The following is a 19150-nucleotide window of genomic DNA, read 5'->3' as shown; positions in this document are numbered from 1 at the left end:
CCTCTGCCATCAGACATTCTGAGGCATTTCTACGAAAAATGTACTTCCCTTATCCGGCTCGCTGCTGACCGCAACATTGCCATGATAATATTCTTCAACCATTTTCTTCATGATAGACAATCCAAGACCGCTGCCACTGATCCCTTTTGTTTTCTCATTCTTAATACGGCTGAAGTCCTGAAATAGTTTTGTCATATCCTCTTCACTCATTCCAATGCCAGTGTCAGAGACCGAAATTTTAATTTTGTTTCCTTCAGATTTTATCAGAATTGATACTGAGCCATCCTGAACATTGTATTTGACTGCATTTGAAACTAAATTATTGAAAATGATTTCAATTTCAGCGCTGTCTGCATTTACGTAGACACTGGGTTCATCGCTGTCGAGAAAAACTTTAATGTTTTTCTGAATGGCCATTGGGGTCATCGTGTCAATAGAAATACGTGCAATCTGCACCAGATCTACCTTTGTGACTTCACGTTTTTTCTTTCCGTTTTCAAGTTTTGTCAGATCGAGCATATCCATAATCAGTGACCGCATGCCTCTGATTCGTTCAAGTGAGCGGTCAATCATAGTTTCATAATCTTCGAGATTATTTCCGACCTGTTTGTCCTGCATAATGCGTAAATATCCTTCCACTGCATTGATGGGCGATTTGAGCTCATGCGACAAAACCGAAAGAAACTGAAATCGGATCTGTTTGCCTTGCGTATTGAGCTGCTTGGTCATTCGCGACAGATACACATGTTTGGAGATCCCTTCCATTGCAGTTTTCAGCTCTTGAGGAGTAAACGGTTTCGGAACAAAATTGTATGCGCCGTTGTTGGTGGCTTTGATGGCCAGATCGAGCGAGGCATACGAAGTGATCATCATCACCGTGGTATCAATCTGCTTTTGATTAATATGCTCAAGGACTTCAATGCCATGAATGCCGGGCAATTTGTTGTCCAGAAGAACAATGTCAACCGGTGTGCTGTTGAGAATTTCAAGTGCCTCTTCTCCTGTTCCGGCCTCGATGGATTCAAATGTGAACGCTTCGTCAATGAAAGGGAAGTCCACCGAGAAATTTTTAAGAATCCTCGAAATTCCGGAGCGGATGCCCGGTTCATCGTCCACAATCAATACTTTAAGCGTTGCCATGATTGTATGTTTTAAAGTTTAAGGAGCTTGCCAATTTCGATTTCAAGCTGGTCGTAACGTAATCCTTTTTCAAGATAAAGATCAGCTTTAATCCATTTCTTTTCCTCTTCGGTGTTGAGTCCGAACAACATGCCTGTTTCAGAAGTTACAGCTGTAGCAATAATGACAGGTACATCGGGATACTTCTTTTTAATTTTGTAGCTGAGGATAAACCCACTGTCTTTGTTGTCCATCATCAGGTCGAAAATTGCAAGGTCGGGCTTGTTTGCATTGATAAGCGCTTCGCCTTCTTTCTGATTGTCGGCCGAAATAACGGTGAAACCCATCTTTGTCATGTGCATGGTCAGCTGAGTTAAGCTGTCAACATCGTCATCTACAATCAACACTGTTTTCTTTTTGGTTTCCATAACTATCTTGTTTTTACAAATTTTTTCGTCTTGGGATTTTGATTTTAAAACACGTTCCTGTCTGGCCCTGTGCAGGGTCATCGTTGGTCTCAATATTAACTTGTCCGTTGTGCATTTTCACAATTCCATATATCAACGGCAATCCGAGACCAGTTCCCTTGCCTATTGGTTTGGTTGTAAAAAATGGTGTGAATATTTTATCCAGATTTTCTTTTGAAATTCCAACGCCTGTATCCGAAATACTGAATTCAATTTCGTCATCCAATTCACAAATATCAATCTTCAGAATGCCTCCTTCCGGCATGGCTTCGATGGCATTTTTCTCAATATTGGTGAGCACCTGCATCCACTGATCGTTGTCGATCCATGCATATGGATTTGTGAGATTTGACTGGAACTCGATTTTGATATTATCGGGAATGATGATTGAATCGATGCTGTGATGTGTAAATGTAACTATATTCGTTTCAACAAGATTCACCTGGTTTTTTCTTGCAAAATTCAGCAACCCGCCCACAATTTTTTTACAACGATCGGCCTGTTCCACTATAAGCTCAAGATCTTTACGCACTGGGCTGTCTGCCGATGCTTCCTCCATCAGAATGCTGGAATACATGGTAATAATTCCCAGCGGATTGTTCAATTCATGAGCAATACCGGCTGAAAGCTGTCCCATATTGGCAAGTTTTTCCGATTGCTTAAGCGATTGCTGAGCGCTGGCAAGTTGTTCGTTGGATGAATTCAAATCTGTAATTGAATGGTGCAGCTTTTCGATGGTGTATGGCAGGCACATTTCAGTTTCTGCCAATCCTTCTACTATGGCAATTGCGTGTTCAACACAGGTATCATAGCCACAAGCACCACAATTCAAATGATCTTCCGGTTTGGTCTTGCCTATGTTTTGTAAAACTGCGGCAATGGCCTCTGTAGATGGTATTGGAATGCGCCGATCGGCTGGAGTGAAGCTTGCAGAAAAATCTATGCTTTGAGCTTCATCAAATTCTTTCTTCCATTCATCCTTGTCGAAATTCTGAAGCTTCTCACGAACATAATTGCGGATGTTGGTGGTTTTCGTGAAAATCTTATTGCTGCTGGTCATTCCCGGCCCCATGATACAACCTTCGCAACACAGCAATTCCAAATGTTGTGAGCGGTTCAGGTCTTCCTCGAATTCCTTGATGGCTTCGCGGAAATGAACTCTTCCTGAGGCAACAATAATATTCTCATTGCAGATGTTATCCGATTTATTGATCGAATGCAGTTTTCCGCGTGTTACAGGAAAAATGGCTGCGCGACCGGCTTTCGGAGGATCGAAATCGGATGGAGTGCTGCTTTCAGCTTTGACATCCAATGCTGAAAACATCTGACGTAATTCTTTGAATGTGATCACATGATCAACTTCAGATGATTCAGCTTTTTTGGCAATGCATGGTCCTATGAAAACTGTGCGGACATTTTCGCCGTATTTTTTCTTGACGATTCTAACCATTGCTACCATTGGTGAAACAATTTTGGCTAAGGCATCGGTCAACTCCGGGTGGTAATGGCGCACGTAGTAAGCAATGGCCGGACAATCGGAAGAAATGGTTTTTTCACCGTCGGGATCATCCATCACATTTTTATATTCCACAGCAACCAGATCTGCTCCGAAGCCGACTTCCACTACATGGTGGAAGCCAGACTTACGTAGCATACCTATGAGTATTTTATAATCCGGTAATTCTGAAAATTCAGCAGCAAAGCTCGGCGCTACAAGTGCTATTGTTTTCTGATCGCTTTTCAGCAATTCATATACACCTTTTGTTGTATCGATAAAAGCTTTTGCTCCCTGACTACAAACTTTTGTGCAGTTTCCACATCCAATGCAACGCGACGAAATTACTTCGGCCTGTCCGTTTATAATTTTAATCGCTTTCACAGGGCACTCTCTGACGCAGGTATAACAGACCCTGCACCGGTCTTTGACCGTGTATACAAGTTCGTTATTTATCAGATTGCCCATTTTCTTTACTTTTAAATTTGCTGCACTGTCCACCGATTACAATAGTACCTCGCGTTTGATATAATGAGTATGGAGAAGTTCATGGCTCTTGTGACCCAGAGGCTCTCCCAAAAATTTATCGTACAATTCAATGATCTCAGGATTTTTATGCGACACTTTCAAAGACTCTTTATCATCGATTTCGTATAATGATTTCATGCGGGCTTCGATGACTGATTCATCAATACCGATGCGCTGACCACCACCGGCAATACATCCACCGGGGCATGTCATCACTTCAATGAAATGAATGTCAGTGCGGCCATTTCTGATTTCTTCTACCAGTTCGCCTGCATTGGCAAGACCGCTAACAACAGCGACCCCCAATTCTAGGTCATTTATTTTGATCTTTGCTTCTTTACGTCCTTTCAAACCACGAACGGCTGTTATCTTGAAATTGGTGAGTTCATTGCCTGTCAGTGTCTTGTATGCAGTACGCAAAGCAGCTTCCATCACACCCCCCGAAGCACCGAAAATTTTACCGGCTGTACTGCGCACGCCCATTGGAGAATCGGTCAGTTGGGGTTCAATCTGATGCATATCAATGCCGTACAGTTTTATCAGTTCAATAAGTTCACGGGTGGTGAGTACAACATCAACATCGTTGTAACCTTCACGTCCCATGGTATCGCGCTGTGCTTCGAATTTTTTTGCAGTACAAGGCATGATGGATACTGAAATAATATCCTGAGGTTTCAGATTTACCTGCTGTGCAAAATAGTTCTTGATAATAGCACCTGTCATTTGCTGTGGTGATTTGCAACTGGAAAGATTTTTAATAAAATCGGGTGCAAATTCTTCGGCATATTTGACCCAGGCCGGGCAGCAACTGGTGAACATTGGCAATGTTTTGCCTTTGACAATCCGGTCAATCAGCTCAGCTGACTCTTCCATGATGGTGAGGTCTGCGCCATAGGTTGTATCAAACACATATTTGAAACCCATTTTTCGTAAAGCAGCATTGAGAATACCATTGATATCCTGTCCGGGTTTCATTCCGAATTCTTCTGCTAATGACACAGAAATAGATGGAGCATATTGTACTACAACAGTTTTCTCAGTTTGATAGAGCATATTCTGAACCTCTGCTGTTTGGTTGCGTTCCGATAAAGCACCGGTCGGGCAAACCATCACACAACGGCCGCAATTGACACAGCTCGATGTGTTGAGACCTTTGTTCATTGTTGCACCAATCACTGTTTTGCTGCCGCGGTTGATGTATTCAATACAGGAAACACCCATGGTTTCTTCGCAAACACGAACACAACGGCCGCACAAAATACATTTGTCCGGATCGCGTGTAATGCTCAAACTGGAATGATCCATTTTATGGTTGTTCTTTACGCCGCGAATGCGACGATCGACCACATGATATTCTTTTGAAAGACTCTGCAGTTCGCAATTGCTGTTGCGGATGCAATACAGACAGTCATCCGGGTGGTTGGAAAGCAGCAATTCAACAATGGTTTTACGTGCTTCAACAACTTTTGGCGAATGTGTTCTGATTTTCATTCCGTCAGAAATCGGGAATGAACATGAACTTACTAATTTTCCGTTTCCTTCGAGCTCTACCACACACATGCGGCAGGCACCAGTTGGAACAAAATCTTTCATGTGACACAGCGTTGGCACCTTGATGCCATTGCGGTTGAGGACTGTCAGAATGGTTTCGCCCTGAGCGGCCTCGTATTTATTTCCGTTTATTTCTATTGTCAGGCTCATAGTTCAGTGATTTTAATACATTTCAATTGCTTCGAATTTGCAGGTTTCGTGACATGCACCGCATCCGATACATTTGTCTTCCTGAATGAAATGCGGATTCTTTTTCGTTCCGATAATGGCACCGGTAGGGCATTTCTTCGTACATACCGTACATCCGGTACATTTGTCAACGATAATTCTGAATTTGCGCAGATCTTTGCAAACACCAGCTGGACAAACACGTTCGAAAATATGTGCTTCATACTCATCACGGAAAAAACGCAATGTGCTCAACACCGGATTTGGAGCTGTTTGTCCAAGTCCGCAAAGTGAAGTTTCTTTAATGACTTTGGCCAGTTTTTCAAGTTGTAAAACGCCCTGGAATCTTTCAAGCGCCTGGTTGTTATCACCGGGTGTCGGTTTCGAGGTAATGCTTTGCAGAATTTCGAGCATGCGCTTGGTCCCTTCACGACATGGAATACATTTTCCGCAGCTTTCGCGCTGAATGAAATCCATAAAGAATTTCGCGATATCAACCATACAGGTATCTTCGTCCATGACAACCAGACCACCTGATCCCATCATAGCACCGGCAGCAATCAAATTCTGGTAATCAATCTGAATGTCGAGATTTTCTTCGGTTATACAACCACCTGAAGGTCCACCAATCTGTACGGATTTGAATTTTTTATCGAAAGCTATTCCACCGGCAATATCGAAGATGATTTCACGAACAGTGGTTCCCATCGGTATTTCGACAAGTCCCGTATTTTTTACATTTCCGGAAAGGGCAAATACTTTTGTTCCTTTACTCTTCTCAGTACCGGTTGAACTAAACCAGTCGGCACCTTTCAAAAGAATTTCGGAAACGTTGGCATATGTTTCAACGTTGTTGATACAACTTGGTTTTCCGAACAAACCGCTTTCAGCGGGGAACGGCGGACGCGGACTGGGCATGCCGCGGAAACCTTCGATGCTGTGCATCAGAGCGGTTTCTTCGCCGCAAACAAAAGCACCGGCACCCATTTTAATTTTTATTTTGAGGTCGAAACCCGAACCCATAATGTTGTGTCCGAGCAGACCATATTCTTCAGCTTGTTTGATGGCTATTTTCAAACGTTCGATTGCCAGCGGATACTCAGCGCGGATATAAATGTACGCAACAGAAGCACCTACAGCATAGGAACCAATAGCCAAACCTTCGAGCAGTCGATGAGGATCACCTTCGATAACAGCGCGGTCCATAAATGCGCCCGGGTCACCTTCATCGGCGTTGCAAATCATGTATTTCTGATCCGAAGGAGTATTGAAAGCCAGTCTCCATTTGGTACCGGTGGGGAATCCTCCGCCGCCGCGTCCACGAAGACCACTTTTTTCAATGGTTTCGATTACGTCTTCGCCTTTCATGGTTTTCAATGCCTTGATAAGGCCGGCATAACCACCGTTTTGGATGTATTCATCCATGCTGACAGGATTGATCACACCGCAATTGCGAAGCACCAAACGTTTCTGTTTTACAAAAAACGGATGCTCATTAATGTCTTTTACATTACTCCAGGCAGTCAGGTCTTCAGTTGAGAATTGACCCAAAACACTCTCCTGGTCAACTTTTCCGGCCAACAACTGGTCGAAAATATTATTGACTTTGTCAGCAGTGACTTTCGAAAAAGAGACTCTGTTTTTGCCAGGAAGTTTAATGTCTAGAATCGGCTCTACAGCACAGAAGCCGATACAACCAACTTCTATAATTTCGCCGTCAATTTTGTTGCTTTTCAAATATTCTTCAACAGCAACTTTTGTTTTTGCTGCACCAGCCCCAAGTCCACAAGTGCCAGCGCCAATGAATACAATGGTCTTTTTACTGTCAACGGATTTTTCAGGCAGTGCCATCGAAATTCCCTTTGCATTGCTCTCGGCAAGGTTCTCCAGATATTTCTTGATTGAATTATTCATGTCTGTTATTCTTTTGCGCGGTAAGTTTCAATGATTTCCTTAATCTTTTCCGTTGTCACCTTGGCAAAGAATTCGCCGTTGATGTTAATTACGGGAGCCAGGCCGCATGCGCCAATGCACGCAACAACTTCAATACTGAAGAGTCCGTCGCGCGATGTTTGTCCTGCTTTGATTTTCAGATTTGATTCCAGCTCATTCAAAACGGTGGCTGATCCCAACACGTGACAGGCAGTGCCGCGGCACACCATTACGTGATATTTTCCAACCGGTTCAAACCTGAACTGATTATAAAATGTAGCAACACCATAGATTTTACTCGTTGGGATTTTTAGTGTATTTCCCGTCTTAACTATTGCTGCTTCGGATAGATATCCTTCTTTTTCCTGAATTTCCTGTAACAGCGGGATGAGAGAGTCGCGTCCGCTGTTTGCGTAGTTTGCCAGAATTTTATCAATTGTCGTTTCCATATCCATGTGTGTTGCTACATTATTTGAGTTTCGTGATTAGCCGAGAATTCGTTTGATTTCAGGGAGAACTTTTTTCGCATCAACTGGTTTTCTTACAAAGCCGTCAACCGGGAACCAGATTGATCTTCCGTCTTCGGACAAATAATCAACACCAGCTTTTCCTGAATTGATGTCTTTTACAAGAATCACATGCAGATCCTTGAAACCGGGGTTTTTGCGGAATTCGCGGGCCATGGCCTGTACGTCGGGTTTCGTGGTGGTCAGGATGTCAATCGAAGTCTGCATAAGAACCGGCATTTTGCTCAGTTCAGCGTCATCGTTTATTTCCTTGGCCAGCTCAAAGCCTTCGTAATGGGTGGTCATCATGACATCGAGAATGGCGAGATCGGGTTTTTCTTCCCTGATTTTTTTCATGCCTTCTTTTTTGTCATTGGCTGAAATGACGGTGTAACCTTCTTTTTTAAGAATGGTTTCGATGATGGTGATTACATCGATGTCGTCGTCTACGATTAAAATTTTCTTGGTTTCCATAACTGTTTTTTTTGAGGTTAGTTAAAACTTTTTGGCGCCGGGAAAAATTCCGGCATCGGGGTTATTTATTATTTGTGAAAGCAAATCGTAGTTGTCGCCCGACTTGGTCAGATATCCACATGCACCGGCTTCAACCATTCTATTAATGTAATCTTCGTTTTCGTACGATGAAAATCCGATAATGTGCAGCCCGGGGTGCGACAATATGGCTTTGCGTGTAGCCTCCACTCCATCGAGCACCGGCATTTTTACATCCATGAAAACAAGATCGGCGGTAATTTCGTCGATGAGCTTCAGGAACTCTTCTCCGTTTGAAGCTTCGGCCACAACATCCACATCTCCGATATTCTGAAGGATTGTTTTCAACCCTTTGCGGAATGTTGCTTCGTTATCGACTATTATTACTCGTGTCATTTTTGTTTGTATTGACGAAACAAAAGTAAGGCGAGTGCATGGGTTGAAAAAGAGTAAAACCCGCATCGGTACAATCAGGTAAAAACACCTGACCCGAAGCAATCGATGCATCTTAAATGATAAACTTCTTCGACAAATTAAATAATTTATCAACTCAATAAGAAATCAGGCTGATTCAATAATGATTGAAAAAAGAGCCACAAACGGCCATATTTCGGAGAAATAAACTGAATTATTTTTTCGGTACAGGTATTTTTACGGGGTGAGAAAACGACTGATTTGCGGAGATTTGGCGCCCATGAACGTACTTTTCTTTTTTATTGTCCTTCGACTCCGCTCAGGATAAACTCCAAGAAAAGTACTACCGCTTTTCAGCGGCATAAACTCCAGAAAAGCTAGTCGCCAGATATGGTTTCCGGGAAAATAAACGGTCAGCTTCAACCGGATATAACTCGTCGCTTCGCTCCTCAAACAAGATATCCGGATCGTGCATCTCCGCGCGCGCGAACAAATACTTCCTGTCTGAATATGTTGTATGGAAAGATGTTTCGGGCATGGAAAATTAACGTCCTGCTAAAGTATAAAATTGCTGAATTCAAGTCACAAATGGCAACAAAATTTGTTTTGCTTATTGATTTCTGTTCAGGACACTAATGATTAACCGTTTTACTACGTCGTCTTCTTCAGACCGGCTGTTGGCAATATAAAGAGTGAGTGTTGCCAGCGTTTCGTTGGAAATTATTGGTTCACCTTTACTATTGAACAATGCCTGATTTCGTTTCAGAAAATGCAGAAAACATGCGGCGGCAATGCGTTTGTTGCCGTCAACAAATGAGTGGTTTTTTGTAATCAGGTATAGCAGGTTTGCTGCTTTTTCCTCGATGCTTGGGTATAAATCCGTTCCGCTGAAACTTTGCTTTATCTGATTGATTGAACTATGAAAACTTTCATCTTTGGGCTTTGCAAATACTGAAGATTCAAAATCGGAGTACATGAGCCGGATGAGTTTCATATAATCCTCAAATCCGGGATAAACAGTTTCTTTCAGGGTATGACCTTTTTTATCCAGCGCTTCGTGATCATAGTCGTCGAGCAGGGCCAGCCCTCTGGCAAATTGGCGGAAAACCTCCTGTTCCTGCTCATCGGCGGCATGTTCAATGGCGCGGCTCACAATGCGCAAACCGGTTTTCAGATATTCCACTTCCTGTTGCTTCTGTTGCAGTCGTTTTTCGTTTATGGCATAGCCCTGCACCAGATAATCCTTTAACCGGGCAGTAGCCCACTGGCGGAACTGCGTGCCTCTAAGCGATTTCACACGGTAACCAACCGAAATGACAACATCAAGATTATAAAAAGAAACCGGCTTATCTGAAAAAGCAATATGCATTCTTTGCATATTGCTTTCTTTGTCGAGTTCTTTTTCTTTGAAAATATTATTGATGTGGCGGGAAATCACGGATTGATCTCTTTCAAACAACACTATAAGCTGTTCCTGAGAAAGCCAAACTGTGTCGGAATCAAACTTAACTTTCAATTCGATTTTATTGTCACTGCTTTTGAATATTTCTATTTCGTTACTCATGCTCAATTTTTAGAGACGTAAACACCGCACTTTTTCAATTGCTCTTCAGTAATAAAACAACCTTCTTTTTGAACTGTCGCAAATTTTGCGACAGTTGAAATCGGATCCAACTCTTCTTCGTTAAAAATATTATTTATGTGCTTCCCAATGGTCTTTACATCGCGATTAAACAAGACTGTCAACTGTTGACGATTAAGCCACACCGTATCTTTTTCCAACTGCACTGCAACTTCAGCTCCATTAGTTGTTTTAAATATTTCAATTTTAGAATCCATACGTCACAAATTTTTTAATAAAATCCGAAGCTGTTCCATTTTGGAACATGTCGGCCATGAAAATCCAACGTCAAGTAAAGATAGAATATTTTCCGAAAATGTGCAAAATGTTAAAAATGGGACGCCAGAGGGTTTGAGTTGTGTGGGAGCGGGATGTGGCGTCCCATTTGGTGTACCAAAATTGTTGAAATTGGTGCAGGGCGCTGCGCTCATAGCACCGAAAACCACCCAAGCAAAAAAGCCACTCGGTTGAGCGGCTTTTTTAATATTGGGGTGTTTATCAAGTATTTGTTTTGGAAGGTGTAAGAAATATGATAGTATTATTAAATACTCTTACTTATTATTAACACTTCATTTTCTATTTTCGAAACAAGTAATTCAACGATCCTTTCATTCTTGAACTTTTGATATGATTCTGTCTCAAAAATACTATCACTAAAAAATGCTTCATTTTTAATTATATTGTTCACTAACATTACATAATAAATGAAATTTCTATAAGGAATCGGTTCTGTAAGTAAATCATAGCTCTGATGACAGCACTGTAAATCAATTAAATAGCAATTAAGAATAAACACGACAGAAAAAAGTTCATGTTTTTCGTTATAGACAAGCTGATGGCTAATCAATTCTCCAATATCTTTTACTTTGTTTACAATTTCCATGTTTGCATCCGGTGGAGATAGTCGATAAAAAAAAGACGGATTATTAACAGCTATTTCTAAAGCTACAGAATCTAATAAGTTATAAGAATAATCGCTAATGCATCCATTAGTATTAAATCTCTCGTTTTGAGAATTCTGGTTTTTGGATGTGTTATTACATCCAAAAAAAACAAAAAGAGCTATTGCAATTGCAAAATATTTCATCATCGATAATCTTTTGGATCTATTGTTGTCCCCAAATCGGTTCTTACAATTTTTTGAGTTTTGTACTTTATCTCTTTGCCAAAAAAATTAAAAGACTTCTCTACTTCTTTTTTTTCAATTTTGTAAAATCTTGCCGCTGGGTCATTTTCATCATGTTTGAACGTCACAAGCCGTCCCGTTTCTTTTCCATTTACGATTTCTGGAGCAACAGCCCCTGAAGCACCTATTGTTGTTACACCCGTAGCCATTGTTATATTTTCAGCCAATCCATCTTCTCTTCCCGCATTACATGAGCCAAAAATAATTCGAGCATTTTTTTCAAAAACAATGTTTCCTTGTGTTAAGGCTTGCGTTAGCGTTCTAGCATCAGGTTCAGGCGCATCAATATCAGAAGCAGTCTTATATAAGCCGGAATTCCAATTTAAATAAATCTGATTTGGCCCTCCATGCGCAAAAATTATAACACTTTTAATTGATCCCTCTAAAGCTGTAGCATCAATAAGGGTTTGAACTAACTCTTTCCCACTACTTACTTGAGAATAGGTGAATCCATATTTTTCATACCTCATTGCTCTAGCTTGAAAAGCATTTATATGAGACTTTGTATATTCAGTAGAATGATCAGTTTGTCCCTTGCCAGAGATTGTTATTTTCGCCTCTAACCCATCCAAGTCTATAGCTATTATCGGCATATTTGAAGCAAACTGATATGGCGATAATTCAGGATATTTCTGTTGTTGTACAATCAACGGGTCAGCACTCAAAAACCTCCCAAGCCTCGGGTCATAAATTCTCATCCCATAATCCTGCTGGTTTCCAGTCCCTTTCACCTCATTGTCATTCTCTTTGCCATTGAATCCGAAACGGTGACGCCCGCGCCTCTGCAGACCGCTCTGGGAGCCATTCTTCGCTCGCGAAAACAAATACTGATTGTCTGAATATGTTGTATGGAAAGATATTTCGCCCATGAAAAATTAACGTTGAGTAAAGATAGAAAATTATTCGAATGTGTGCATAATGTTAAAAATGGGTCGCCAGGGGGTTTGGGTAGTGTGGGTGCGGATCGTGGCGTCCCATTTATGACCCAGATTTGTTGAAATTATTGTTGAGCGCGAGTTTGCATAATTACTTGTAATTGCGTGCACGGCGGGCGAAGCACCGAACCGATGCAAAAAAGCCACTCAGTTGAGCGGCTTTTGCAATTTCATGATGTTTCTAAAGGAATTATCGTGGATGCTGCAGTGCTCATTTATTAAAGTTTTGTAATTCCTTTAAGTTTTGAATATCACTCTAAATCTTACTTATTGTTGTTTCTCATCATTATAAAAATACATGCTGAATTGTACTCCCATCATTCCTAACACATAAAGGAAATCTGGCTGAAAATAAAGAGCCGGATAGTCATTGTCAAATACTGTTACTTCATAGTTCAGATCAAGAATAAACCCGAAATCGATATGCAACTTTTTGATTTGTTCTATCTCCTTTTTCCATTCATCCATCCAGTTTTTATTACATTGCTCAATATCAAAAATATTCTTTAACTCATAAACATAAGTATATGCGGTCTCCTGAAATTTTTTACCGGAATGTAACCCATTAGTTAACAAAATTGGATAACCCAATATTGTAATTTCGTCGGGAGTTTTCGCCATTTTTGATAAAAGTTTGTCTGTTTTCTCAGTTTTTGAATAAACAGAAAACCGAATAGTTACATTTGCCATAATGCATGTTTTGAAGAGCTAATCAATTCTTGACTCGGATTGTCTTTCAATAATGTTTTCAAAGTAATCAATCAGGGTGTTGACAAATTCCATTTTCTCATCAGATATATTTTTTTTAGCTAAAACTTTTTTCAAATTATTTTCTACAACAACTTTTTCAAAAGGTGGTTGCATGTCTATAATGATGCTGGTTGCAACCCAAGCAACATGAAAATCAAACTCAAGAATCAAATCTGTCAAAAAATCAAGCTGATCTTTACAGTCATAATACTCGCCCAGTGCAAAAACTAATTTTGCATTAGTGTTTTTCAGCTCAGGCATCTGGATGAGATTTTTTAGTGCCGGAACAATTCTTTCATCCTTGAAGTTATCGACTAATAGTAATGCTGTTCTGTTTCTTATTTCTGTATCAGAAGTTTTGTTTAATACAGAAATAAGCTTTTCGACAATTGCAGCTTTTTCTTTTAGCAAGGTGTCAATTTTATTTTGCTCAACAATGTTCATTATTAACAAATTTTGTTATTTAACATTAGGTTTTCCTCTTCTAATCCATTCTTTATAAGCCTCATCTATTTCCTTGTTTGAAACATTTGGGGCAGAAGGATCTTCATAGTATCGATGGAACCATTTGACAAAATCTCTCTCTTTTGTATACAAATAATTTCCGTCTCTCTCTTTTTTGGTCCCCCCTTTAAATTTTTTACCAGCATTGTTATTCAATGATTGAGATTCTGCATCCGGATTCCCATGCGCATTATCACTGGTTCGTTCAACTTTGCTGAAAAGGTTTTTGGCAGAGACTACAATAACTGAAGCTGAGTGAGTAATTACGGTTATTGAGACAGCCTGTACAGGTACACCTACACCAATAGGAGTCGTCACAATTCCTACAAGTTCACCGGTACAGCCCCCCACCATTTCGACAAGTCCACCCAAAAGCGCCACCGCATCCCCAACTTTTTGGCCAGTTGCATAGATGTCTTGTTTGGTATATGTTAAATCGTTTCTTTCATATGGATTTTGCCGGTTGAAGCCTAAAGTGTTATCCGAGGATAAAGCATTTAAAAATCCTTCGCCAAAAACCCTTGAAATTTCTGCAATTTGAGTAACCGCACTCCATGCTTTTTCGTACCATTTTTGTTTTTGGGGCAAATAAATCCTGTCACCATAAATGTCGACAGTTGGTAACGTTTTTAAAGTTTTCAACTTCGCAGCTGCAGCACTGCCAGCTGATGAGCCACCAGATGGCGGGTCACCTTCCAGGCCTAAAGGATCAGCAAACTTAATCGGATTCCCATTAAAACACAAATAACTTGAGTGATTTGTATAGGTTATCGGGTCACGATTCCACCGTCTTCCCAACCTGCTATCATACTCCCAGAATTCAGCCGTTGTATGCGTTCCGGTTAAGCCCGAAATCTCGTTATCCATCTCCTGACCATTGAATCCGAAACGGTAGTTCTCCGAAGAATAAGTTCTACCCGGTTCCAGTGAACCAAACGGATAATAGTCCTGGGCGCTGGTTTGACTGCTATTAGAGGTCATTGAAAGTATGCTGTTACTTTAAAAATTCTGCTTCCTACGCCTTAATCAACCCATTCTTAATGGCAAACATCACCAGATGCGGCGAATTTTTGGCACCGGTTTTTTCGAGCAGGTGCGCACGATGTCCATCTACCGTGCGGGCACTCACGCCCAGAAATTTGGAGATTTCGGCATTCGACATGCCTTTGCAAATGAGCTCCAGCACTTCCTGTTCGCGATCGGTAAGTTCTATGCCGGCTATTCTTGAAGCGGGGCGCTGTGTGCGGTTCACATTGCTGATGAATTCTTCCGAAAAATAATTTTCGCCTTCTATAACCTGATTGATGGCGCGCTGCAGCTCATCCTTGTTGGTTTTCTTGAGCAGAAATCCCTGCGCGCCGGCCTCGATCATCTGATTGAAATAGCTGATTTCTTCGAACATAGTCAACGCAATCACTTTTATTTCCGGATATTTCTCCGTCATTTTTCGCGTAGCTTCAATTCCATCCATCACAGGCATACGAATGTCCATCAGAATCAGATCGGCTTTCTGATGTTTCAGTATTTCGAAAACTTCGTTGCCATTTTGCGCTTCAGCAATAACTTTTACTTCGTCAAGCTCGTTGAGAATTATCCGCAATCCCTTACGGAAAATTTCATGGTCGTCGGCGATAATTAAGCGGATAATATCCATGGTGGCTATTTTACATTTACCGTAATCAGAACATTCATTCCCTCGTCGGGAGCGCTCTTTATCAGACACAGGCCGTTTATTGTTTTCACCTTATTGATGATGTTGTTCAAGCCAAGTCCTGTTGGCTGTTTCAGCTTTTCGTCAACATCAAATCCAACACCATCGTCTTTGAAAAACAGATTCACCTGATTGTCGTGACTTTCGAGAAATATTTCAATATTTGACGCCTGTGAATGTTTGAGCGAATTATTCACCAGCTCTTTGATGGCCTGAAACAAAACAGTTTCTTCAATACGCGTTCCGGAGAGTTTATACTGCGAGGTGTCGAGCTGAATTTTTACGGAATTGGTGTTGTTGATATAATTACAGAAATCCCTGGCGGCAGCTGGCAATCCAAAGTCCTGAAGAATGCTCGGCATGATGTTGTTCGATATCTCGCGAGCCGACACAATGGCTTTATCAATAAGCTCATCCACCGATTGCAGTGTTTCGGCCGGGCTGATTTTATTGAAATTTCCTTTTTTCAATAAATCGGTATATAGTTTAATGGTCGAAAGCAGCGGAGCCAGCCCATCATGCAGGTCTGCAGCAAAGCGCTTGCGCTCTCGTTCTTCGGTTTCGATAATGGCGGCGGCGATTTTGCGTTCAATTTCTTTGCGCTCGGTAATGTCGCGGGCCATGCTCAGAATGGCTTTGCGCCCCATATAATCGATCACTCGATCGCTCATTTCGAGAAAAATCACCGAGCCGTCTTTTGATTGATGCTCGGTTTCATAGACATGATGGCCGTTTTTGAGAATAATGGCGATATTCTTATCCACATTTGACACATACTTCTCGGTTTTAATGTCCTTGAAGTTTTTCTCCATCAACTCCTCGCGCGTATAGCCCAGCTTTTTCAGCGCTTCTTCGTTCACTTCCAGAAATTTCCCTTCGAAATCGGCCAGAAATATTTCATCGCCTGAATTGTCAAACAAAATCTGAAAGCGGCGATCCGATACCCTGCGCTCAACCTCGGCATTTTTTAAACTCTTCAGTAATTTACCGATTTGAAGCACGCCAACGGCAATAAGTATCGCCACCAGGAAATCCAAAATGTAATAAATTGTCTGAATAAATGAATTTTCTGTTTGAAAGTACTGACCATACAGTTCAATCATCTGCAGGGCAATCAGAAACAACATAGCAATGCCAATAAGCACCCACGATCTGCGGCTGCGTGTAACCGACAACATGTTTAAAATGAATATGATATTCAGAATAAAAACAAGTGCAGTGGCAATGATGAAAAGTTGATAAATCATGGCATTCTTCTGACGCAAAGATAGTGATATCCGGAAAATGATAAAATGCCCGTAAATATTTCATATTTCTGCATTCTGTGCAATCTTCAATTGCACAAAGTTTTTGCATTTAATCTTCAGTAGCACAAAGTTACCCGACGTACACACTAAGTATCACGAAGTGGATTTTCTAAGGCAAAAGCCGTTATCAATTACAGCAATGTGAATCTGAAATCTCGCTTTCAGAATTCAATATGCTGTAATTGATGGACACAACTACGTTGTGTTTTGTGAAACGGCTTTTGTTTACCAATTACTTTGTGGAACTTTGTGAAAACTTTGAGGAACTTTGTGAACTAAGGTTCCTGATGTTTTTGTGATTCAATATAATGCTCTAATTTTGCACCCATTATGCATGAACTATCCATTGCCGCCAGTATTGTTGATTATGCCACCGATTTCGCCCGCGAACATCAGGCAGAAAGCATTTCCCGCATTGAACTCGAAGTAGGTCAATTGTCCGGAGTCATCACCGATAGTCTTGAATTTGCGATGGAAGAAGCCGTCAAGGGCTCTGTGCTTGAAAAAGCTGAAGTTGTAATCATCGAAATTGCCGGCCGCTCCGAATGTAAACAGTGCCACACCCAATTCGACAATTCAGACTGGTACACGCCCTGCCCCAATTGCCAGGCCATAGATTCCGAAATAATTGGAGGAAAAGAGTTGTTGATTCGATCCGTTGTTATTGGGTGAAAAGATAAAAGACAAAAGATAAAAGGCAAAAGATAAAAAAGGGCGAAGGTTCAAAGATAAAAAGCTGAATCAGTACACAGTTAAACCTAAATAACATGAATGATTTAGAAAAAAGACTTTTCGAATTTGCAGTTCGAACGATAAAACTTGTCAGAACTTTACCACAGACAATTGAATACAAAGTAATGTGTGGTCAACTTGTTAAAAGCGCAACTTCAAGTGGAGCAAATTATGAAGAAGCTCAGGCAGGCTCTTCAAAAGCTGATTTTAATAACAAAACAAGAATTTCTCTGCGCGAGATGCGTGAATCAAACTATTGGCTCAGATTGATTATTGCTGTTTCTGAAACTGATTTGAAAACTAACGAAATAAAACAACTTATACAGGAATCACTCGAATTAAAACTTATTCTGGGTAGCATCGTTCAAAAAACCCGCAAATAACTACTTTGTTCTCAGATTATATAAGTGCACTTATCTCTTTAAATGTGAGTTTTTATACTTATAACCTTAAAACACTTAAGAGACTTGTCTCTTAAGTGTTTTTATCTTTTGTCTTTGTATCCAACTTTTGTCTTTGTCCTTTTATCTTTTGTCTTCCCTCAGTTTTTTGTATTTTTGTACCCGAATTAAAACGAAACGATATGTGTGATACATGTGGCTGCAGCGACCCGAACCAGAAAGTGACCTTCCAAAAACCCGGCGAAACGCATTCGCACGAACACCCGCATGTGCACACGCACGAGCATGAGTACGATCATGAACATGACCATGCACACGAGCATGACCACCACGCACACGAGCATAAACACTCGTACCTGCACGAACACACACACGAAGGTCATTCGCACAGTCACGACCACAGCCATGAACACGGCGATCACGAACACGATCATGCTCATCCACACGGAAAAGAATTCGTGCTGGCTCACAATATTCTCGACAAGAACCAGTCGCTCGCCGAGCGCAACCGCGGCTATTTTGAAGCAAAAAATATTACGGCGCTAAATCTCGTAAGCTCGCCCGGTTCCGGCAAAACAACACTGCTTGAAAAAACCATTTCGGCGCTAAAAAACGACCTGACATTTTATGTCATCGAAGGCGATCAGCAGACCATGAATGATGCCGACCGCATCAATGCTACCGGAGCTCCGGTGATTCAGATCAATACCGGCAACGGATGCCACCTCGATGCCGACATGATCAACAAAGCCGTGAAACAACTCAACGTGGCCGACAATGCCATGCTGATCATCGAAAATGTTGGCAACCTGGTTTGTCCGTCATTGTTCGATCTGGGCGAAAAAGCGCGCGTGGTCATCATTTCCGTAACTGAAGGCGACGACAAACCGCTGAAATATCCCAACATGTTCAGCACTTCCAATATCTGTATCATCAATAAAACCGATCTGCGGCCCTACGTTGATTTCAGCGTGGAAAAAGTGAAGGAAAATGCACTGAAGATCAATCACCACCTGCAATTTTTCGAAGTCTCAGCAAAATCCGGCGAAGGCATGGATGGCTGGTTTGAATGGCTCAAGAAGGCATGATGCTTTGGGATATAAGAAATCAGATTTGAGATTTTTGATTTTTGAAGTGAATTTTGATTGAGGAATTTTGAAGTTTTAGCCTCACACTCCACACCCGTACTGATTTTATTTTCTTCTCTGCGCCCTCTGCGTGAAACAACTCTGCGTGATGCAGCTCCTTCTTCAACCTCTCTGCGTCGCGACTGAGTCATCACGTGAAACGTGACAAGCTGTTTTACGTGAAGTGACCTGAGTGCGTTGAAG

General features: G+C 41.3%; 22 protein-coding genes. 5 read left to right on the top strand and 17 right to left on the bottom strand.

Annotation, left to right across the window (positions count from 1 at the left end):
* Window positions 1-9 precede the first annotated feature (9 nt).
* The 8 genes from A2W93_03150 to A2W93_03115 form a co-directional block, all read right to left on the bottom strand.
* Window positions 10-1140, bottom strand: a complete 1131-nt coding sequence (locus A2W93_03150) for a hypothetical protein (protein ID OFY53659.1) — start codon at window positions 1138-1140, stop codon at window positions 10-12.
* A gap of 11 nt (window positions 1141-1151) precedes the next feature.
* Entirely contained in the window at window positions 1152-1547 is a 396-nt protein-coding gene (locus tag A2W93_03145) for a hypothetical protein (GenBank protein OFY53658.1), read from the bottom strand.
* Between the two features lie 13 nt (window positions 1548-1560).
* Window positions 1561-3549, bottom strand: coding sequence for a hypothetical protein (locus A2W93_03140; GenBank protein ID OFY53737.1), 1989 nt, complete (start codon window positions 3547-3549; stop codon window positions 1561-1563).
* Window positions 3550-3585: 36 nt separating this feature from the next.
* On the bottom strand, window positions 3586-5310 hold the full coding sequence (locus A2W93_03135; protein ID OFY53657.1) for a ferredoxin: 1725 nt from the start codon (window positions 5308-5310) through the stop codon (window positions 3586-3588).
* 12 nt (window positions 5311-5322) lie between these two features.
* Window positions 5323-7179: an NADH dehydrogenase gene (locus A2W93_03130; protein ID OFY53736.1), complete on the bottom strand. Its 1857-nt coding sequence runs from the start codon at window positions 7177-7179 to the stop codon at window positions 5323-5325.
* A gap of 68 nt (window positions 7180-7247) precedes the next feature.
* Window positions 7248-7709 (bottom strand): NADH dehydrogenase, encoded by a 462-nt coding sequence (locus A2W93_03125; protein ID OFY53656.1) that lies wholly within the window; start codon window positions 7707-7709, stop codon window positions 7248-7250.
* A gap of 36 nt (window positions 7710-7745) precedes the next feature.
* Window positions 7746-8240, bottom strand: a complete 495-nt coding sequence (locus tag A2W93_03120; GenBank protein OFY53655.1) for a hypothetical protein — start codon at window positions 8238-8240, stop codon at window positions 7746-7748.
* A 21-nt stretch (window positions 8241-8261) separates the two neighbouring features.
* Window positions 8262-8654, bottom strand: a complete 393-nt coding sequence (locus tag A2W93_03115; GenBank protein ID OFY53654.1) for a hypothetical protein — start codon at window positions 8652-8654, stop codon at window positions 8262-8264.
* A 408-nt stretch (window positions 8655-9062) separates the two neighbouring features.
* Here A2W93_03115 and A2W93_03110 point away from each other — a divergent pair, with 408 nt between their 5' ends.
* Window positions 9063-9308: a hypothetical protein gene (locus A2W93_03110; protein OFY53653.1), complete on the top strand. Its 246-nt coding sequence runs from the start codon at window positions 9063-9065 to the stop codon at window positions 9306-9308.
* Here the strand turns inward: A2W93_03110 and A2W93_03105 are convergent.
* Entirely contained in the window at window positions 9283-10236 is a 954-nt protein-coding gene (locus A2W93_03105; protein ID OFY53652.1) for a death-on-curing protein, read from the bottom strand. The two genes, A2W93_03110 and A2W93_03105, sit on opposite strands and share 26 nt — an antisense overlap.
* A gap of 2 nt (window positions 10237-10238) precedes the next feature.
* Entirely contained in the window at window positions 10239-10511 is a 273-nt protein-coding gene (locus A2W93_03100; protein ID OFY53651.1) for a hypothetical protein, read from the bottom strand.
* A 40-nt stretch (window positions 10512-10551) separates the two neighbouring features.
* Between A2W93_03100 and A2W93_03095 the strand changes: the two genes are divergently transcribed.
* Window positions 10552-10764, top strand: a complete 213-nt coding sequence (locus A2W93_03095) for a hypothetical protein (GenBank protein OFY53650.1) — start codon at window positions 10552-10554, stop codon at window positions 10762-10764.
* 70 nt (window positions 10765-10834) lie between these two features.
* On the opposite strand, the gene A2W93_03090 is transcribed toward A2W93_03095, so the two are convergent.
* The 7 genes from A2W93_03090 to A2W93_03060 all read right to left on the bottom strand — a co-directional run bounded on the left by A2W93_03090 (window position 10835) and on the right by A2W93_03060 (window position 16626).
* On the bottom strand, window positions 10835-11383 hold the full coding sequence (locus A2W93_03090) for a hypothetical protein (protein OFY53649.1): 549 nt from the start codon (window positions 11381-11383) through the stop codon (window positions 10835-10837).
* Window positions 11380-12348, bottom strand: coding sequence for a hypothetical protein (locus A2W93_03085; protein ID OFY53648.1), 969 nt, complete (start codon window positions 12346-12348; stop codon window positions 11380-11382). The genes A2W93_03090 and A2W93_03085 overlap by 4 nt, the downstream gene beginning before the upstream one ends.
* A 333-nt stretch (window positions 12349-12681) precedes the next feature.
* Entirely contained in the window at window positions 12682-13104 is a 423-nt protein-coding gene (locus A2W93_03080) for a hypothetical protein (GenBank protein ID OFY53647.1), read from the bottom strand.
* 18 nt (window positions 13105-13122) lie between these two features.
* Window positions 13123-13608: a hypothetical protein gene (locus A2W93_03075; protein OFY53646.1), complete on the bottom strand. Its 486-nt coding sequence runs from the start codon at window positions 13606-13608 to the stop codon at window positions 13123-13125.
* Window positions 13609-13623: 15 nt separating this feature from the next.
* Window positions 13624-14649 carry a hypothetical protein gene (locus A2W93_03070; GenBank protein OFY53645.1) on the bottom strand — a complete coding sequence of 342 codons (1026 nt, stop codon included), beginning with the start codon at window positions 14647-14649 and terminating at the stop codon, window positions 13624-13626.
* A gap of 34 nt (window positions 14650-14683) precedes the next feature.
* A complete protein-coding gene (locus A2W93_03065; GenBank protein OFY53644.1) occupies window positions 14684-15322 on the bottom strand; it encodes a hypothetical protein in 639 nt (212 codons plus the stop codon).
* Window positions 15323-15327: 5 nt separating this feature from the next.
* Window positions 15328-16626, bottom strand: coding sequence for a hypothetical protein (locus tag A2W93_03060; GenBank protein ID OFY53643.1), 1299 nt, complete (start codon window positions 16624-16626; stop codon window positions 15328-15330).
* Window positions 16627-17016: 390 nt separating this feature from the next.
* On the opposite strand from A2W93_03060, the gene A2W93_03055 reads away from it, so the two are divergent.
* The 3 genes from A2W93_03055 (at window position 17017) to A2W93_03045 (ending at window position 18907) form a co-directional block, all read left to right on the top strand.
* Window positions 17017-17358 carry a hydrogenase maturation nickel metallochaperone HypA gene (locus A2W93_03055; protein ID OFY53642.1) on the top strand — a complete coding sequence of 114 codons (342 nt, stop codon included), beginning with the start codon at window positions 17017-17019 and terminating at the stop codon, window positions 17356-17358.
* A gap of 95 nt (window positions 17359-17453) precedes the next feature.
* Window positions 17454-17801 (top strand): four helix bundle protein, encoded by a 348-nt coding sequence (locus A2W93_03050; protein OFY53641.1) that lies wholly within the window; start codon window positions 17454-17456, stop codon window positions 17799-17801.
* A gap of 200 nt (window positions 17802-18001) precedes the next feature.
* Window positions 18002-18907 carry a hydrogenase accessory protein HypB gene (locus tag A2W93_03045; GenBank protein OFY53640.1) on the top strand — a complete coding sequence of 302 codons (906 nt, stop codon included), beginning with the start codon at window positions 18002-18004 and terminating at the stop codon, window positions 18905-18907.
* Window positions 18908-19150: the final 243 nt, after the last annotated feature.

It is taken from the genome of Bacteroidetes bacterium GWF2_43_63 (assembly GCA_001769275.1).
Lineage (GTDB): Bacteria > Bacteroidota > Bacteroidia > Bacteroidales > DTU049 > GWF2-43-63.
This window is presented reverse-complemented; position numbering and strand designations above follow the sequence as displayed.

What these genes read in the sequence shown, in the direction of transcription:
- A2W93_03105 (OFY53652.1), bottom strand. Translation starts at nt 10,236, where the DNA reads ATGAGTAACGAAATAGAAATATTCAAAAGCAGTGACAATAAAATCGAA.
- A2W93_03125 (OFY53656.1), bottom strand. Translation starts at nt 7,709, where the DNA reads ATGGAAACGACAATTGATAAAATTCTGGCAAACTACGCAAACAGCGGA.
- A2W93_03110 (OFY53653.1), top strand. Translation starts at nt 9,063, where the DNA reads ATGGTTTCCGGGAAAATAAACGGTCAGCTTCAACCGGATATAACTCGT.
- A2W93_03090 (OFY53649.1), bottom strand. Translation starts at nt 11,383, where the DNA reads ATGATGAAATATTTTGCAATTGCAATAGCTCTTTTTGTTTTTTTTGGA.
- A2W93_03135 (OFY53657.1), bottom strand. Translation starts at nt 5,310, where the DNA reads ATGAGCCTGACAATAGAAATAAACGGAAATAAATACGAGGCCGCTCAG.
- A2W93_03100 (OFY53651.1), bottom strand. Translation starts at nt 10,511, where the DNA reads ATGGATTCTAAAATTGAAATATTTAAAACAACTAATGGAGCTGAAGTT.
- A2W93_03120 (OFY53655.1), bottom strand. Translation starts at nt 8,240, where the DNA reads ATGGAAACCAAGAAAATTTTAATCGTAGACGACGACATCGATGTAATC.
- A2W93_03055 (OFY53642.1), top strand. Translation starts at nt 17,017, where the DNA reads ATGCATGAACTATCCATTGCCGCCAGTATTGTTGATTATGCCACCGAT.
- A2W93_03065 (OFY53644.1), bottom strand. Translation starts at nt 15,322, where the DNA reads ATGGATATTATCCGCTTAATTATCGCCGACGACCATGAAATTTTCCGT.
- A2W93_03050 (OFY53641.1), top strand. Translation starts at nt 17,454, where the DNA reads ATGAATGATTTAGAAAAAAGACTTTTCGAATTTGCAGTTCGAACGATA.
- A2W93_03150 (OFY53659.1), bottom strand. Translation starts at nt 1,140, where the DNA reads ATGGCAACGCTTAAAGTATTGATTGTGGACGATGAACCGGGCATCCGC.
- A2W93_03045 (OFY53640.1), top strand. Translation starts at nt 18,002, where the DNA reads ATGTGTGATACATGTGGCTGCAGCGACCCGAACCAGAAAGTGACCTTC.
- A2W93_03075 (OFY53646.1), bottom strand. Translation starts at nt 13,608, where the DNA reads ATGAACATTGTTGAGCAAAATAAAATTGACACCTTGCTAAAAGAAAAA.
- A2W93_03115 (OFY53654.1), bottom strand. Translation starts at nt 8,654, where the DNA reads ATGACACGAGTAATAATAGTCGATAACGAAGCAACATTCCGCAAAGGG.
- A2W93_03070 (OFY53645.1), bottom strand. Translation starts at nt 14,649, where the DNA reads ATGACCTCTAATAGCAGTCAAACCAGCGCCCAGGACTATTATCCGTTT.
- A2W93_03140 (OFY53737.1), bottom strand. Translation starts at nt 3,549, where the DNA reads ATGGGCAATCTGATAAATAACGAACTTGTATACACGGTCAAAGACCGG.
- A2W93_03060 (OFY53643.1), bottom strand. Translation starts at nt 16,626, where the DNA reads ATGATTTATCAACTTTTCATCATTGCCACTGCACTTGTTTTTATTCTG.
- A2W93_03085 (OFY53648.1), bottom strand. Translation starts at nt 12,348, where the DNA reads ATGGGCGAAATATCTTTCCATACAACATATTCAGACAATCAGTATTTG.
- A2W93_03130 (OFY53736.1), bottom strand. Translation starts at nt 7,179, where the DNA reads ATGGCACTGCCTGAAAAATCCGTTGACAGTAAAAAGACCATTGTATTC.
- A2W93_03145 (OFY53658.1), bottom strand. Translation starts at nt 1,547, where the DNA reads ATGGAAACCAAAAAGAAAACAGTGTTGATTGTAGATGACGATGTTGAC.
- A2W93_03080 (OFY53647.1), bottom strand. Translation starts at nt 13,104, where the DNA reads ATGGCAAATGTAACTATTCGGTTTTCTGTTTATTCAAAAACTGAGAAA.